Origin of the sequence: Taibaiella chishuiensis (assembly GCF_003014535.1) — a bacterium.
GTDB classification, from domain to species: domain Bacteria; phylum Bacteroidota; class Bacteroidia; order Chitinophagales; family Chitinophagaceae; genus Taibaiella; species Taibaiella chishuiensis.
Genome location: NZ_PYGD01000014.1, coordinates 122,225 through 135,824, shown reverse-complemented (window position 1 = coordinate 135,824; position 13,600 = coordinate 122,225). Strand labels below are relative to the sequence as shown.

Annotated in this window: 13 protein-coding genes; 8 read left to right on the top strand and 5 right to left on the bottom strand. The window is 48.3% G+C overall.

What is annotated here, in order from left to right; translation table 11 throughout:
- Positions 1-336: 336 nt before the first annotated feature.
- Together B0I18_RS23785 and B0I18_RS23780 are read right to left on the bottom strand one after the other, a co-directional pair.
- Positions 337-1,119: a DUF5694 domain-containing protein gene (locus B0I18_RS23785; RefSeq protein ID WP_106525272.1), complete on the bottom strand. Its 783-nt coding sequence runs from the start codon at positions 1,117-1,119 to the stop codon at positions 337-339.
- Positions 1,120-1,283: 164 nt separating this feature from the next.
- Positions 1,284-2,072 (bottom strand): AraC family transcriptional regulator, encoded by a 789-nt coding sequence (locus B0I18_RS23780; RefSeq protein ID WP_106525271.1) that lies wholly within the window; start codon positions 2,070-2,072, stop codon positions 1,284-1,286.
- A 317-nt stretch (positions 2,073-2,389) separates the two neighbouring features.
- Between B0I18_RS23780 and B0I18_RS23770 the strand changes: the two genes are divergently transcribed.
- From B0I18_RS23770 to B0I18_RS23740, 7 genes are all read left to right on the top strand, one after another.
- A complete protein-coding gene (locus tag B0I18_RS23770; RefSeq protein ID WP_106525269.1) occupies positions 2,390-3,724 on the top strand; it encodes a TolC family protein in 1,335 nt (444 codons plus the stop codon).
- A gap of 11 nt (positions 3,725-3,735) precedes the next feature.
- Positions 3,736-4,785, top strand: coding sequence for an HlyD family secretion protein (locus B0I18_RS23765; RefSeq protein ID WP_106525268.1), 1,050 nt, complete (start codon positions 3,736-3,738; stop codon positions 4,783-4,785).
- Complete coding sequence (locus B0I18_RS23760; RefSeq protein ID WP_106525267.1) at positions 4,785-6,374, top strand: MFS transporter; 1,590 nt, start codon at positions 4,785-4,787, stop codon at positions 6,372-6,374. Before B0I18_RS23765 ends, B0I18_RS23760 begins: the two co-directional genes overlap by 1 nt.
- Before the next feature lie 116 nt (positions 6,375-6,490).
- A complete protein-coding gene (locus tag B0I18_RS23755; protein WP_106525266.1) occupies positions 6,491-6,853 on the top strand; it encodes a VOC family protein in 363 nt (120 codons plus the stop codon).
- Between the two features lie 10 nt (positions 6,854-6,863).
- Positions 6,864-7,310, top strand: a complete 447-nt coding sequence (locus B0I18_RS23750) for an EVE domain-containing protein (RefSeq protein ID WP_106525265.1) — start codon at positions 6,864-6,866, stop codon at positions 7,308-7,310.
- A complete protein-coding gene (locus tag B0I18_RS23745) occupies positions 7,294-7,755 on the top strand; it encodes a MarR family winged helix-turn-helix transcriptional regulator (protein WP_106525264.1) in 462 nt (153 codons plus the stop codon). Before B0I18_RS23750 ends, B0I18_RS23745 begins: the two co-directional genes overlap by 17 nt.
- A 253-nt stretch (positions 7,756-8,008) precedes the next feature.
- Positions 8,009-9,046, top strand: coding sequence for a T9SS type A sorting domain-containing protein (locus tag B0I18_RS23740; protein WP_106525263.1), 1,038 nt, complete (start codon positions 8,009-8,011; stop codon positions 9,044-9,046).
- A 78-nt stretch (positions 9,047-9,124) separates the two neighbouring features.
- On the opposite strand, the gene B0I18_RS23735 is transcribed toward B0I18_RS23740, so the two are convergent.
- From B0I18_RS23735 to B0I18_RS23725, 3 genes are all read right to left on the bottom strand, one after another.
- Positions 9,125-9,835, bottom strand: coding sequence for a siderophore-interacting protein (locus B0I18_RS23735; RefSeq protein WP_106525262.1), 711 nt, complete (start codon positions 9,833-9,835; stop codon positions 9,125-9,127).
- Positions 9,836-9,938: 103 nt separating this feature from the next.
- Positions 9,939-10,784 (bottom strand): helix-turn-helix domain-containing protein, encoded by an 846-nt coding sequence (locus B0I18_RS23730; RefSeq protein ID WP_106525261.1) that lies wholly within the window; start codon positions 10,782-10,784, stop codon positions 9,939-9,941.
- Between the two features lie 83 nt (positions 10,785-10,867).
- Entirely contained in the window at positions 10,868-11,299 is a 432-nt protein-coding gene (locus tag B0I18_RS23725) for a MarR family winged helix-turn-helix transcriptional regulator (protein ID WP_106525260.1), read from the bottom strand.
- A 47-nt stretch (positions 11,300-11,346) separates the two neighbouring features.
- Between B0I18_RS23725 and B0I18_RS23720 the strand changes: the two genes are divergently transcribed.
- Positions 11,347-13,599: an ATP-binding cassette domain-containing protein gene (locus B0I18_RS23720; protein ID WP_106525259.1), complete on the top strand. Its 2,253-nt coding sequence runs from the start codon at positions 11,347-11,349 to the stop codon at positions 13,597-13,599.
- Position 13,600: the final 1 nt, after the last annotated feature.

The following is a 13,600-nucleotide window of genomic DNA, read 5'->3' as shown; positions in this document are numbered from 1 at the left end:
ATGTTTGCCGTCATAAAGCGACAATCACCTTTTGTTCCTAATTATATTAGCGTTGCTTAATTTTTTTTTGTTTAAGTGTTGATCTTAGAATACGCAGCGGGAAAATAGATCACAGGATCATATTCGCCAGCGAGAACTGGTAGGGTAGTAAATTCTTTTTTTCGCCATGTCGCGGCCCTCAGATAAAAAGAGATAAATAAAAGAAGTAGGAACTTTGAAAAGAAAACAGGGTGAACTTAGATGTCCCCGCAGGGACTCCTGCAAAGGGTCCCTGCGGAAGTGTCCCTGCTGAAGGCAAAAAAGGAGAAAGCAGCTTGTGCTGCGGTCTGCTACATGCTACCGCAGGTAATCGGCAACAGGTACAAGTTGGTACTTAGGGCTTCTTTGCATCAGCTCCTGGAGAAAAGCAGTATGGGTAGCGCCCATAATAATAAAGATGCGGTCATCGGGTGTAACGGGTACCTGGTTTAAATTCGAAAATATCCTCAGGTTTCTCCGGTAAAATTTACTCGCTTCATCCGCCCCTTCAAAGTTGCCTTTAGTACTGCTATAGGTTAAGATGTCGGCGTTGATATTGATGAACTTTTCTAAAGTCGCCTTATCGTTAAATGTTTTTAATTGATCTAACACGGACAATTTTCCCAGCCCGGCAAACTCTTTGCTAATCTTGTTATAGTAATCCCTGCCAGTGAGGCTATCTACCTGGTTTTCTAATTCATGCCCGATATTATAATTGTACAGGGCGGTTTCCTGTTCGTCTATACCATAAATTTTTTGCACACCCGCCATCTTACCGATTTCATAAGCGACCAATGCAATTTCACCCCCAAGTTTGCTGTTGTAATCTTTGTCTTTTATAAAATGGGCATAGTCATTATCCAATTCCTCCTGCCGGGCCGGAACAATTTCCACACAGATTATTGTAGGTTTAAACTCCGCCAGCATCTTTGCAATAGCATAAATTTCGGATCTGTTTTTAGCATCATGCTGATCAAATTTTACCTTGTGCGCATCGGGGGTATAGGTCATATGGAAAGTAGCAAAATTTAAAACTTTTACTTTTTGTCCAAATGCGTTGCTACAAATAAGAATGACCAGGATAAAGATCACATTTCTCATGTTACAGGTATGTTTTAATATTGATGTTGTCGGGGCAAAAGTAGTATAGCCTGTTTCCTCAGCAGCTACACTGGTGTGTAGTTTTAGCTAGAGCCCGACCGGGTTACAGGTTATTCCATGCAGCACCTGCAAAAATTTGTAGCAATATTGATTGGGAGTTTGTGCTACAGGCTGGACATGGCCTTGAACGCGGTGGGCCTCATATTGGTCAGTTGCTGGAAGTTATTGCTGAAGGCCGCTATATTGGAATAACCCACCTCGTAGGCAATCTCCGTCATATTCAGGCCGGTATCCTTAATCAGTTCCATGGCACGTATAATTCTCAGCATGTTCAGGTAGGAAACAAACGTGATATGCAGTTTTGCCTGGAAGAGCCTGGTCAGGCTTCTTACGCTCACGCCGGCTTCTTTTGCGGTGCCGGCTAATGTTACCGGTTCACCTATCTTATTACGGATAGCATCGGTTATCGCGTTGAGTTTAGGATCGTCCGTGGTAGGCAGTTGAATCGAGAACTTTTTAAGATGTTCTTTGGACAGCAGGTTCTTCAGCGTTTTCAAAAACTCAAATTCCCAGGAACCTCTATAGTAATCACCCTGCCATTTTTCGCTGAAAGCTAACATCTCTGCTACGAGTTTGCTCACCGGGTAAATACCCATTTCATCATAAAAACCACCCGCACTTTTTCCCGGGAAATAAATATTGATGATATGCAGATCCTGCGTGTTAAACATCAGGTTGTGGGGATAGTTTTTGGGTATCCAGATATAATGGTTGGAAGGAATATAGTAATCTTTTTCCCCGGTCTGCAGGTATGCGATACCGCCAAAAACCAGGAGCAGCTGGGCTTTGTCGTGCTGGTGCAAGGGCAACCGTTGCTCGGTCTGCTGCCGGAGCACGAGTATGGAGTCGGGATTTTGGTCAACGAGGTTGATGAGACGGTTCAGCACTTTCATATGGCCAAATATAACAAATATTAGGCCGATTATATAAAACCATCCGCGCCCGGCGGCGATAATTTTGCAATGAAAAGAAGGTTATCAAACATGCAATCAAATAACCGGTGCACAAGATGCATCATCGAAGCACATGATACAGCAGCGCAACAACAAACGCACAGTGCACAGCACCCTGCGCGAAGTTTATACCTGCTTGCTCATCCCCTTCCGTTTATCCCTAACGTGGATTTATCCGGTATAGCAGACCTGGTGAAAAAACGGGTAAGCAACCGAGGGCAAAAAAACAATGAAGACCAATATCAAAAAACCTTGAAATGAACCGATATACATGTATGAAAATGCTGGGGCTTATCGTTTTCCTTGCTGCTCCTGCACTTCAGGCCCGGGAGATGGATTCTTCCGCCTTGTTTTCCCTGGAAAAAGTGTGGACAGCTGCAGCATCCGGTAACCGGCAACTCAGGCTTTCCGGTTTAAACCTGGATCAAAGCAAGATCGAAGTGGCAGAAGCAAAGGACCGCCTGCTGCCCGAGCTTGCAGTAGTGGGCGATTTTAAACTGAACTCAAAGTTCCTGATCTACGATCGTGGCCTGTTTTCAGCACCGCAGGATGTGCCTGTTTCGGGTTATGGATACGGCCTTGGCACTAATCTTAATTTCAATCTCTTTAACGGCGGAAAGGAAAGAAGAGCTGTTGCCATCAAACGGGAGAAGGAAATACGCAGCGGGTACGAACTCGCCCTGCAGCAGAACAACGTAAAATATAATGCTGCTGTGGCCTATTTCGAGTTGTACCGGTTGCTTCAATTTAACGATCTGCTTACTGCTGAAATAACCGCGGAAAAGAAACAGCTCGTACTCATCGGGAACCTGAGCCGGCAGGGTATTGTACTGAAAAGTGATGTACTCAGGACCTCGGTTAAAGTGTCGCAATTGGAATTGAACCTGTCGGAAATCGACAAGAAGATTACGATCGCCAGATACAGGCTCAATACGCTTATGGGCCGTGATGCGGAAGCGCCGCTTGATATCGTGGATCAAAACGGATGGGGACCGGAAGAGACCAGCGAAACCGCTTATGCGGATTATGAAGCGATTGCATTAGGCCAGTCGCCTGCCGTCAGGATCGTAAACAGCGATATGAAGTTAAGCGAACAGCAGGTGAAACAGGTAAAGGCGACACTGCTGCCTAAAGTCTCGTTCTACGCCAACTATAATTATACCTACCCGCAAATCTCGTTTTATCCTTATTCCAACGATTTATGGGCTTTTGGTCAAACGGGCATCAGGGCGCAGTTCTCCGTTGATAACCTGTATAAAAGCAAACATGCCATCGCACATGCCCGGGTAGGTAGCGATAAAGCAGCAGTGCGTGCCGGCATACAAAAGGACGAGATCATCATCCAGGTTAAAGAAGCCTACCTGCAACAGCAGCAGGCCCTGGAAAGTGTAAAAACAGCGGAGCAAAATATTATTAAAAGCGTGGAGTCGGACCGGGTGATCAGGAATAGCTACCTGAACCAGGAATCACTGCTTACGGATCTCCTGGAAGCAGAAAACGGCTTGCTTGAAGCAAGGTTTAACCTGACTACTGCGGCCGTAAATTTAAAACTGAGCCATATCAGGTTATTGGCAATCATAGGCATTCTTTAATACAAATTACGATGAACAAAAACAAAACAGACAAAACGATTGTACGGCTCAGCCAATGGGCCGGGATGGCCTTACTGGCGGGCCTGGTCATCTGGGCGGGTATCTTCTTCTGGAAAGGGTACCATTACGAACAGACCAACGATGCGCAGATCGATGCCTACCTCTCGCCGGTTAATGCGAAGGTGGGCGGTTATATCCGTAAAATTTACTACAAGGATAACCAACGGGTTAAAAAAGGGGATACGCTGGTCGTTATAGAGCTGGATGAATATGCGTTGAGAAAAGATGTCGCAATGGCGGAGCTCATGAGTGCACGCGCCAGGTTGCACATCCTGGCGGCCACTGAAGCAACGCAGGTCAAAAGTATGGCAGTGATCCGGGCACAGCTGGTGGGCGCAAAGGCAAAAGTAAGCCAGCAGCAAAGAGAATACGAGCGGTATAAAAGCCTGTTGGCCGATGAGTCGACCACGCAGCAGAAGTTTGACAACGTGGCTACCGCGCTCGCGATAACGCAATCTGATTATGAACAGGCGAATGCCGGCCTGGGGGTAGCCGCATCCAAACTGGATGACCTGAAGGCGCAACGTGCTGCCGTGGATGCGGATATTAAAATCAAAGAAGCCCTGCTTGGCAGACAGGAACTGGATGTTAAGTATACGGTGATCACTGCACCCTTCGACGGGCTTGTGGGTAAAAAGACGATCCAGGAGGGTCAATTGATACAGCCTGGGCAGACGCTGGCTTTCCTGGTCAACCAGTCGGAAGAAAAATGGGTAATCGCCAATTTCAAAGAAACCCAGATCGGCGCCTTTAAAACAGGCCAAAAGGTATCGATCGAAGTCGACGCCTTTCCCAACGAAAAGTTCAACGGGGCTATCGAATCGCTTGCTCCGGCTACCGGCTCCCGGTACTCGCTGCTTCCTCCGGATAACGCTACGGGTAATTTTGTTAAGGTTATCCAGCGTATACCGGTCAGGATAAGGCTTACAGACGCGCCGGAAAAAATCGCCAGGCTCGCTGCCGGGATGAATGCCAATGTTTACGTTTTAAAAGATGAATGATGCAGACACACAAAATTCCTGTCTTTAAGAGCTGGGTATCGGAATGGCTGGCAAGGTCCGTTATATTTTCCATCCTCATGACCTGTCTTTTTAGTTTCGGCCTGTATAGCAATCCCACGGCGGTAATGGGCTTTTATGGCGTACAGCCTGCCGATGTGCAATATGGTATGGTTGTCATTTACGGTTCAACGGTAGCCTTCCTGGCTTTGGATTTCCGTATCGTAAAATATTTTACCCCGCGTAAATACCTCCTGATGGCGCTTGCAGTTAATGTAAGCTGCGCTTTACTCTGTTTTCATCTTAAAAGCTGGCCCGTATTCATAGTCTCCCAGTTTATACAGGGTGTTACCTGTGCCGTGTTGTCCGGTATCGTATTGAACCTCACCTTCCCGAGGTTAAATACCACCCGGGCAAGGGTTATAGGGTATACCATCCTGTATGGCGGTATCCAGGTATCTGTTCCGCTTTATGCTATTTATGCCAGTGCCGTCCTTTACTTTTTTGACTATAACTGGCTGTTTTACGGACTGGTTATTATGTTGCTTATCCTGGCACTTATCATAATGCTGACGATGAATGGCAGGGCCAGGTTTTTTAAAAGAATGCCGCTCTACCAGGTCGACTGGCTGGGTTATTTGTTTTATGTATCGTTTATCCTCACTTTGGGATACATCCTGGTTTATGGAAGACAGCTGGGCTGGTTGGAAAATCCGGCTGTGGTGCTGTTGTGCCTGGCGGACCTGTTGCTCCTGCTGCTTTTTGTAAGCCGGCAGCGAAAGCTGAAGCGCCCCTTGATCAATCTGCAAATTCTACGGACCAAGAATTTTGTGATCGGCCTGCTCCTGCTTTTTACCTTTTATATTTTTAAGGGAAGTACAGGACTGGCCTATGGCTACCTGGAAAATATTTTAGGCAATACGCCGGTGAATACGATCCCGGTATGGCTATCCGTAATCGCAGGAACAATACTGGGTATGTTTGTCGTCTCCCGGTTTATCCTGCAGGGTTTTAACCTCGTCAACATTATCGTAGCCGGTTTCTTAATCATGGCGTCCTTCTATGTATATATGTTGTTTTTCGTTTCCGTCCGGGGCGAAACGGCCGACTTCATCCTGCCTATGTTTATCTACGGCCTTGCAACGGGGGTATTGTTTGTGCCCATCGTTTCCTTCACCACATCGGCGGCGGCGCCGAAGATTGCAGTCAATGCCTCGCTACTGGGTATATGGGCGAGGTTCACCGGTTTTACCGCCAGCCTGGCATTCAATAATGAATTGCAGCTGTATATCAAATCCGGGATCAGCGAAAAGGTCAGGGAAGTGGTGACAGAAACCAACGCCCTGCTGCCGGTTACGTTATCGGGTATACGGCAAAAATACAGTAATGCAGGCAGTGATCTGTATACCGCAAATGCGGTTTCGGCAGCAGACTTCAACTTTTTTTTAAGGCAGCAGATGCTGGCAAGGGTTACACGCGATTATTATGATTGGATGCTGGTGGGTGTTGCCGGGGTTATCCTGTTGCTGTTAGTGTTGCCCCGGGTCCGCAACGTGGTACTGCGATTAAGGAAGGAAAATATTCCCTATTAAGTTCGATAAGCTTCATTGACCAGCCGCGTAGATCCGGGATGAGGAGCCTGGGTAAAAATAAAATTTCTTTATTGTTGTCGTATATACTATATTTGTGACAACAAAATAATTTAATCATGAGAAAATTGGTATTTGCCTCGCTCCAGGTGAGGGACCTGGAGGCATCCAAAGCATTTTATACGGAAAAGCTGGGCTTTGAAGAAGCCGGAATTCCGAACCCGCAGGCTTGTGTATTTAAATACAATAAAGGGGAAGCAAGTTTTGCCATCAGGACGCCGCTCGCTAACCTGGATGGAAAGGAGTTGGGCGTTGGCGCTTCGCTTTGGTTCGAAATGGAGGAAACAATAGAAGCCTTGCAGACCCGGCTAATAGAAAAGCAGGTAACCTTGTCCGGGCCGGTACAGGAAACGCCTTTCGGCAGGATCCTGGTTGCCCGGGATCCCGATGGGTACAATATCACCTTCCTGGAAGCCCGCTAAATCCTGTTGTATGAAAAGAGACACGAAATACTGGATTATCGTAGCATCGAAGGATCATGTGGCAGCCGGCATAAGCGGAGGCTTTGCCCAGGCCTGCCATGGTAAAGCAGCGCCGCTGAAGCGGATGCAGGAAGGCGATTTTATAATCTATTATTCCGGAAAACAAACCATGGGGAAACCCGCTTTATGCCAGGAGTTTACGGCCATCGGCAGGGTCAGGGACGAGGATACCTTCCAGGTGTCTCTATCTGCAGACTTTTGCCCTTCAAGGCGGAATATCGGATTCCTGCCAGCCCGGACTGTTTCTATTTTACCTCTCATCCCCGAACTGGATTTTATTCCCGACAAAAAATATTGGGGTTATCCGTTCCGTTTTGGTTTCTTTGAGATCGGGGAGCGGGATTTTAACCTGATCTCCTCAAAAATGCTTCAACAGGAATATGCCGAAGAAAATTGAATTTCATTTTAAAAAGCCGGAAGACAGCCCGGGTTACCTGCTGGGACAGCTGACGATGTTGTGGCAGCGGCAGCAAAAGCGGGTCCTGGACCCTTTAGATCTTACACATACGCAGTTCGTATTGCTTTGTGCATTGGCCTGGCTTTCCAGGGAAAGCGACCAGGTAACCCAGGTCGATATCGCCAACCAGGGGAATGCAGACCGGATGATGGTTTCGAAAGTATTGAGGACGCTGGAAGAGAAAGCATTCCTTACCCGTCATGAACATCCTACAGATACGCGGGCCAAAATAATCAGGCTCACTCCTGTAGGAGAGCGGGTATTGCAAAAGGCCATTGTAAGTGTGGAAAATGTCGATATCGAGTTTTTTGCACCCTTGGGTAAAAGCCTGGCGGGCTTTAACGCCCATATGGCCGGCCTGATCCGGGAGCATCAAACCGAGTAACCGGATGTATAGGCTGGATTTATGCATAATTAAATTATGTATTTTGCTATTCACCATCTTTGGGTTTGGCTTCCGGGAGCAGGTTAGCAATGATAAACGGGCATGCGCAGTTATGCCCGTGCTAACGCAGTTATGCGTTACAGCTACCCATGGGTGAACCAGCGCTCAGGTTCAGTATGATTATACTATTTTTATAGCGTATAATCATGCTGAACTTATTGTTTTTATAAACACTACCCTAAATACCCGGACTATGAAAACGTTTTTATTACTTATCACTACCTGTTTGGTCACCGCTTTAACCGGTTATGGCCAGCAAAGCTTCGCACCGGTGGGGGCGGAGTGGTGGTACGGGCTGGATACTTACCTGTTGCCGCCACCTGGCGTATCGGTAGGATTTGTACAACATGTACAATCGGTAAAGGATACCGTTGTAGCGGGTACCGCCTGCCGGAAGCTGACCGTCACTACAATACGGAATAATGATACTGCGTCCCGTTTGCCGGCAACTTTTTTTGTGTATGATAATACCGATACCGTATTTGTCTTTTCCGATACGGCAAATAAGTTTATCCCTTTGTATATATTTAATGTTGCAGCAGGAGATACGGTATGTCTTTCGGGCCTTTCAGATACCACATTCTGTTACGTAGTGGATTCGGTCAGGATGGAATTATTCGATACTACTCATTTGCGTTCCGTATATACCCATACATTGATCGACGGGCGCAATTACTCGGTCAATTGGGGCAGGGCGCAGCCTGGTGGTAACGGCGGCTGGCTCAACAAAGGACGGTATACCGAACGGCTGGGCGGACTATGGCCGGTACACCAGATATTTTTAGGACAACCCATGCCGGCATTTGGCAGCTTATTTCCTGCAACCTGCCACCATGCCGGATCACAGTTGGCTACGAATGAAGAAGCGTTGATACCGGGTGCTAACCTCAGGTGTTATTCGGATGCGACCCATTCCATAAAGCTGGTCGGATTTGCCTGCGATTACAGGTCCCCGCTGCACACCGGCGATCTTAAAATTGCCCTGCCGCAACTCAGGGTTTATCCCAACCCTAATCCGGGCGTTTTTAAAATAGAAAGCGAAGTGCCCTTGCCCTCGTCTTTAACGGTCCGTATCCTGGACCTGTTGGGCAGGCCGGTCACGACTGCCGTTTGGTCCAAAGGTCAAACGGTGGTCGCCTTTGATTTGTCGTCGGGCGCGCCGGGCGTATATTTCATCCTGGTCGACGGAGCGGGTACAAGTTACGCGCAAAGAATAGTGATCCGGCATTAAGCCTGCTTCCTAAAGGATATCGGTGTTTCAATGCTTTTTCTCTTTCTTAAAAGCCGGCAAACCGGTCTTGCCGGCGTGTTACAGTCCTGTCTTGCCTTCCAGCCAATAACCCTGGGCGCTTATCCTGGCGGCGCCGGATTGCTTCAGCGCTTTCCGCAAAGCCTGGACCGGCTTTACATTGCCTGTTAATACACAGCCGGTATACTCCCAATTTATGTCGTTATATGCCGGTATAGCCCTTACCTGGTCTGCATCGGAGAATAGTCCTTTTTTAGGGAAGACGGTTACCTGTTCCAATCCCAGTAAACCGGGCGCCTGTTCATTGCCGGCTTCCAGTTCGAACCAGAAATGAAAACGGTGTTGCTTTTCCTTTAAAACCTGTTGAAGACAGCAGGCCAGGCCCAACGAAGTTTCGTCGCCAAAGAAGAAGTATTGCCGGATGTCCGGGAAGTAGACCTTGTGGCCACGGGGCATGCTGATATAAAGCTCATCACCGGTTTGCAGGCTTTTTATATAATCGCTTCCTGGACCCCGGCCATGCAAATGGATCACCATTTCAATATGTCCCTTTTCCCGGTCTAGGGCTGCAATGGTATAATTGCGGTATTCCGTTTCGCTGACACGGATCACACTGGCGCCACCGATCACCAGTTTTAATTTGGCAATATCGCCGCTAAAGCGGATCAGCCTGATGTTGGGAGAGAGCTCTGTAGTGGAGATAACCTTGTATCGGGTACCGGAGGCGCTTTCCAGCCAGTCGCCGATCCATTTGGGCATTTTTGAAATCATATTCCTTGTTCGTTTTGATCTATAATTATCTTTCGATACTTTATGTTGCAAAAGAACGAAGGACCGCTACACGGTACAATGCAGAAAAAAAGTATATATTGGACTATTCCAGGTTTTTACGCCGGAATGCCAGGGCAGTCATGCCAGTTGTTTTGGCAAAAAGCCTTGTGAAATAGGGATAGTCTTCGTATCCCAGCTCAAACGCAATTTCTTTTACGGATTTGTCGGAGTAATACAGCAGGCGTTTCGCTTCGAGCACGATGCGTTGGCCGATATGGTAAGAAGCGGAGTGGCCTGTAGTTTTTTTGACACATTCATACAGGTAGGCCGCGCTGATGTTCAGTTGCCGCGCATATTCGGCCGGTTTTTTAATAGATGTATAGTGGCTGTCGACCAATGTGCGGAACCTGCGGTATACCTGCTCGAAGCGCGAAAGCTGATCGGGCGATTTACGCTGTGCAAGGAAGCGCGATAGTATTAAGCCAACAAGGGTATTGCAACTGTCTTTCAAAAGGGAAGGGTAGAGCTTATCCTGTTTTTCCCGGTAGATGCGCAACGCCAGGGATACAGCATCGTCTATAACTGCGAAGGCGACCGGGCTTAAGGGCTGCGGTGTCGCAGGACTGTGGTCTGCCAGCAGGTTACGGTATTCCGGCTGCAGTATTTCCTTTTTGATGATCAAAGCACTTAATACAGTGGCCTTACCTTTGCCGATGCCATGCACCTGTCCCGGGTGGATCCAGGTTACGGAACGAGGCGCCAGGTGGTGCTTCCGGAAATCAATCTCCAGTGTAAGCGCCCCTTTTTCCAAGAGCAGGAAGAGGTAGTAATCATCGCGATGAAGACGGAAGGCTTCTTTGGCATGGCGAAAATCGTCGAGCGAAGCCTTTGCTATCGCGATATCGTCGGCCATTGTATTTACCGGGATTGTATTTTTTCCTGTAGGCATAAAAGATTGTTTAATCCATTTACGTAACGGCTATCTCCTGGTGTATTGCTTATAACAGGGGCATGGGCATAAGCAACGGTTGATCAGGCACCCTTCGTGCCGATCTTATCCATCACTTTCGATAGCAGGGCAGTCAGGCTTTTTAACTCGGTTTTGCTCAGGTTCTGGGATGCCTTCTGAGCAACAGTTTCCCGGAAGTTTTCGGAATTGTCGACGATAAACCGGCCTTTGCCGGTTACGCGCAAATGGAATATCCTGCGGTCTTCCGGCGATTGTTCCTGTTCGATAAGCCCCTGCGCGATAAGGAATTTAAATTGCCTGGAGACCGCGGGTGGACTGATATTGAAGGCTTTCGCCACCTGTTTGCCGGTGCATTGGTCATGCCGGTAGATGTATTCGATCAGGTTGTAGTGTGTTGCCGTCACCCCATTTACTTCGCCTTTATGCATATGCGCGAGGATGAAGCATTGCAATGCTGTAAATACTTCATAAAATGCTTGCTTGTCTTTGTTCATGTCATCTTAATAGTTAACTTTGTTAACTATTAGCAAAGTTAACGAAAATGAAGAAGATTATCATAACCCATGCGTGTCAAAATAATCTGAAGAATATTTCGGTAACGATACCGAAGCATAAGATCGTCGTTTTTACCGGTGTGTCCGGTTCGGGCAAATCCTCGCTGGTATTTGAAACGATCGGGGCCGAGGCGCAGCGCCAGTTTAACGAAACCCAGGGCAGCTTTATCCGCAACCGGCTTCAGCATATCGGTGTGCCGGACGTAGAGGCGATCGAAAACCTGAACGTGCCCATTATCATCAACCAGAAGCGGCTGGGCGGAAGCGCAAGATCGACCGTAGGCACGGCCACCGATGTGTATGCGTCGCTGCGGCTGCTTTTTTCCAGGATGGGAAAGCCTTTTGTCGGGTATTCCAATGCCTTCTCGTTCAATAATCCTTTGGGCATGTGCCCGGAATGTGAAGGCCTCGGTTTTGTACAAACCGTCGATATGGATGCCCTGATCGATAAGCAGAAGTCGCTCAACGAAGGCGCCATCCTGTTTCCCACTTTCCAGCCGGGTGGCTGGCGCCTGACACGGTATACCTTGTCGGGCTATTTCGATAACGATAAGCAATTGGCAGAGTACGGGCCGGAGGAATTGGAACTGTTGTTATACGCCCCGGAACATAAACCCCGAAAGCCGCACCGGGAGTGGGGAAAGACCGTAAAATACGAAGGCATAGTGCCCCGGATCGAAAAGGCTTTTCTGAAAAAAGAGTCCAGGGAAAATGTGACCCGGAAGGAGGCCCTGAAAAATGTCATCATTACGAAACCCTGCCCGGCTTGCGGGGGCAAGCGGTTAAACGATAAGATCCTGTCCTGCAGGATTAAGGGTAAAGATATCGCCGACTGTACGGCGCTTTCGATAGACGAGCTGCTGGCATTCGTAGCATTACTGCAACCGGGCGCTTATGAAAGCCTGTTGGCAGAACTGGAAAAGAAACTTAAAAACATCGTCGGCATAGGCTTGCAATACCTGACCCTCGACAGGAGGACGGATACACTTTCGGGCGGCGAAAGCCAGCGTATAAAAATGGTAAAGAACCTGGGTAATAATCTTACCGACCTGCTCTATATTTTTGATGAACCCAGTATTGGCCTGCATCCACGAGACCTGCAGAACATTGCTGCTATTATCCGCCAGATCAGGGATAAAGGCAATACGGTGCTGGTCGTAGAGCATGATCCCGACCTGGTTAAAATAGCCGACTGGGTGATCGATATGGGCCCGCAGTCCGGCAAGGATGGTGGCGAGATTGTTTACGAAGGCTGCTTTGAAGGACTGCAACGGTCAAAGGGTAAAACAGGTCTTTATTTTTCGAAACAACCCCGTATCCGTCACCAGCCCAGGAAGGCAAAAGGTTACCTGGAGCTTAAACACGGCAACCTGCATAACCTTAAAGATGTAACGGTACACATACCACAAGGGGTAATGACCGTAGTTACGGGTGTTGCCGGTTCGGGCAAGAGTACCCTGATCAATAAAGTACTGCCCCGGTTTTACCCGGAGGTTACGATTATCGATCAGTCGTTATTTGCTGCAAGTGTCCGGTCCAACCTGCTGACCTATCTTAACCTTTCCAACGATTTAAGGATGCGGTTTGCTAAAGCGAATGGTGTATCGCCGAAACTTTTTAGCAGGAACAGCGAAGGCGCCTGCGTCAACTGCAAGGGTACCGGTGTCGAAAAAATCGACCTCGCGTTTATGGATGATATAGAGCAGCCCTGTGAAGTTTGCGGAGGCTCGGGTTTCCGGCCCGAAGTGCTTCCCTATCTTTACCGGGGCAAAAATATAGTAGCGGTAATGGACATGACGGTTGGGGAAGCGATCGCTTTCTTCCCGGACGATTTGTACAGGGCTGCCTTCGACCTGTTATCCAAGCTGGGCCTGGGGTACCTGACCCTGGGGCAAAGGCTCGATAGTTTTTCCGGTGGCGAAAGGCAGCGGTTAAAACTGAGCCGGGAACTCAAACAGGACAACAAACTAATCGTGCTCGACGAACCGAGCACCGGCCTGCATCCCAGCGATACCGAAAAGCTCCTGGATTTTTTGGATACCCTGGTCGATAAGGGCAATACGCTGATCGTGATTGAACATAACCTGGATGTTATTGCGCATGCCGACTGGATTGTCGATATGGGACCCGGCGCCGGTAAATATGGCGGAAATATCCTGTTTACAGGAACCGTCGCCGGCTTGCTGCAGGACAGCGCTTCGGCGACGGCGGCCTGTTTACGGGAGCATATAGACCGGTAGC

What these genes read in the sequence shown, in the direction of transcription:
- B0I18_RS23735 (WP_106525262.1), bottom strand. Translation starts at nt 9,835, where the DNA reads ATGATTTCAAAAATGCCCAAATGGATCGGCGACTGGCTGGAAAGCGCC.
- B0I18_RS23745 (WP_106525264.1), top strand. Translation starts at nt 7,294, where the DNA reads ATGCCGAAGAAAATTGAATTTCATTTTAAAAAGCCGGAAGACAGCCCG.
- B0I18_RS23755 (WP_106525266.1), top strand. Translation starts at nt 6,491, where the DNA reads ATGAGAAAATTGGTATTTGCCTCGCTCCAGGTGAGGGACCTGGAGGCA.
- B0I18_RS23730 (WP_106525261.1), bottom strand. Translation starts at nt 10,784, where the DNA reads ATGCCTACAGGAAAAAATACAATCCCGGTAAATACAATGGCCGACGAT.
- B0I18_RS23720 (WP_106525259.1), top strand. Translation starts at nt 11,347, where the DNA reads ATGAAGAAGATTATCATAACCCATGCGTGTCAAAATAATCTGAAGAAT.
- B0I18_RS23760 (WP_106525267.1), top strand. Translation starts at nt 4,785, where the DNA reads ATGCAGACACACAAAATTCCTGTCTTTAAGAGCTGGGTATCGGAATGG.
- B0I18_RS23725 (WP_106525260.1), bottom strand. Translation starts at nt 11,299, where the DNA reads ATGAACAAAGACAAGCAAGCATTTTATGAAGTATTTACAGCATTGCAA.
- B0I18_RS23780 (WP_106525271.1), bottom strand. Translation starts at nt 2,072, where the DNA reads ATGAAAGTGCTGAACCGTCTCATCAACCTCGTTGACCAAAATCCCGAC.
- B0I18_RS23785 (WP_106525272.1), bottom strand. Translation starts at nt 1,119, where the DNA reads ATGAGAAATGTGATCTTTATCCTGGTCATTCTTATTTGTAGCAACGCA.
- B0I18_RS23750 (WP_106525265.1), top strand. Translation starts at nt 6,864, where the DNA reads ATGAAAAGAGACACGAAATACTGGATTATCGTAGCATCGAAGGATCAT.
- B0I18_RS23765 (WP_106525268.1), top strand. Translation starts at nt 3,736, where the DNA reads ATGAACAAAAACAAAACAGACAAAACGATTGTACGGCTCAGCCAATGG.
- B0I18_RS23770 (WP_106525269.1), top strand. Translation starts at nt 2,390, where the DNA reads ATGAACCGATATACATGTATGAAAATGCTGGGGCTTATCGTTTTCCTT.
- B0I18_RS23740 (WP_106525263.1), top strand. Translation starts at nt 8,009, where the DNA reads ATGAAAACGTTTTTATTACTTATCACTACCTGTTTGGTCACCGCTTTA.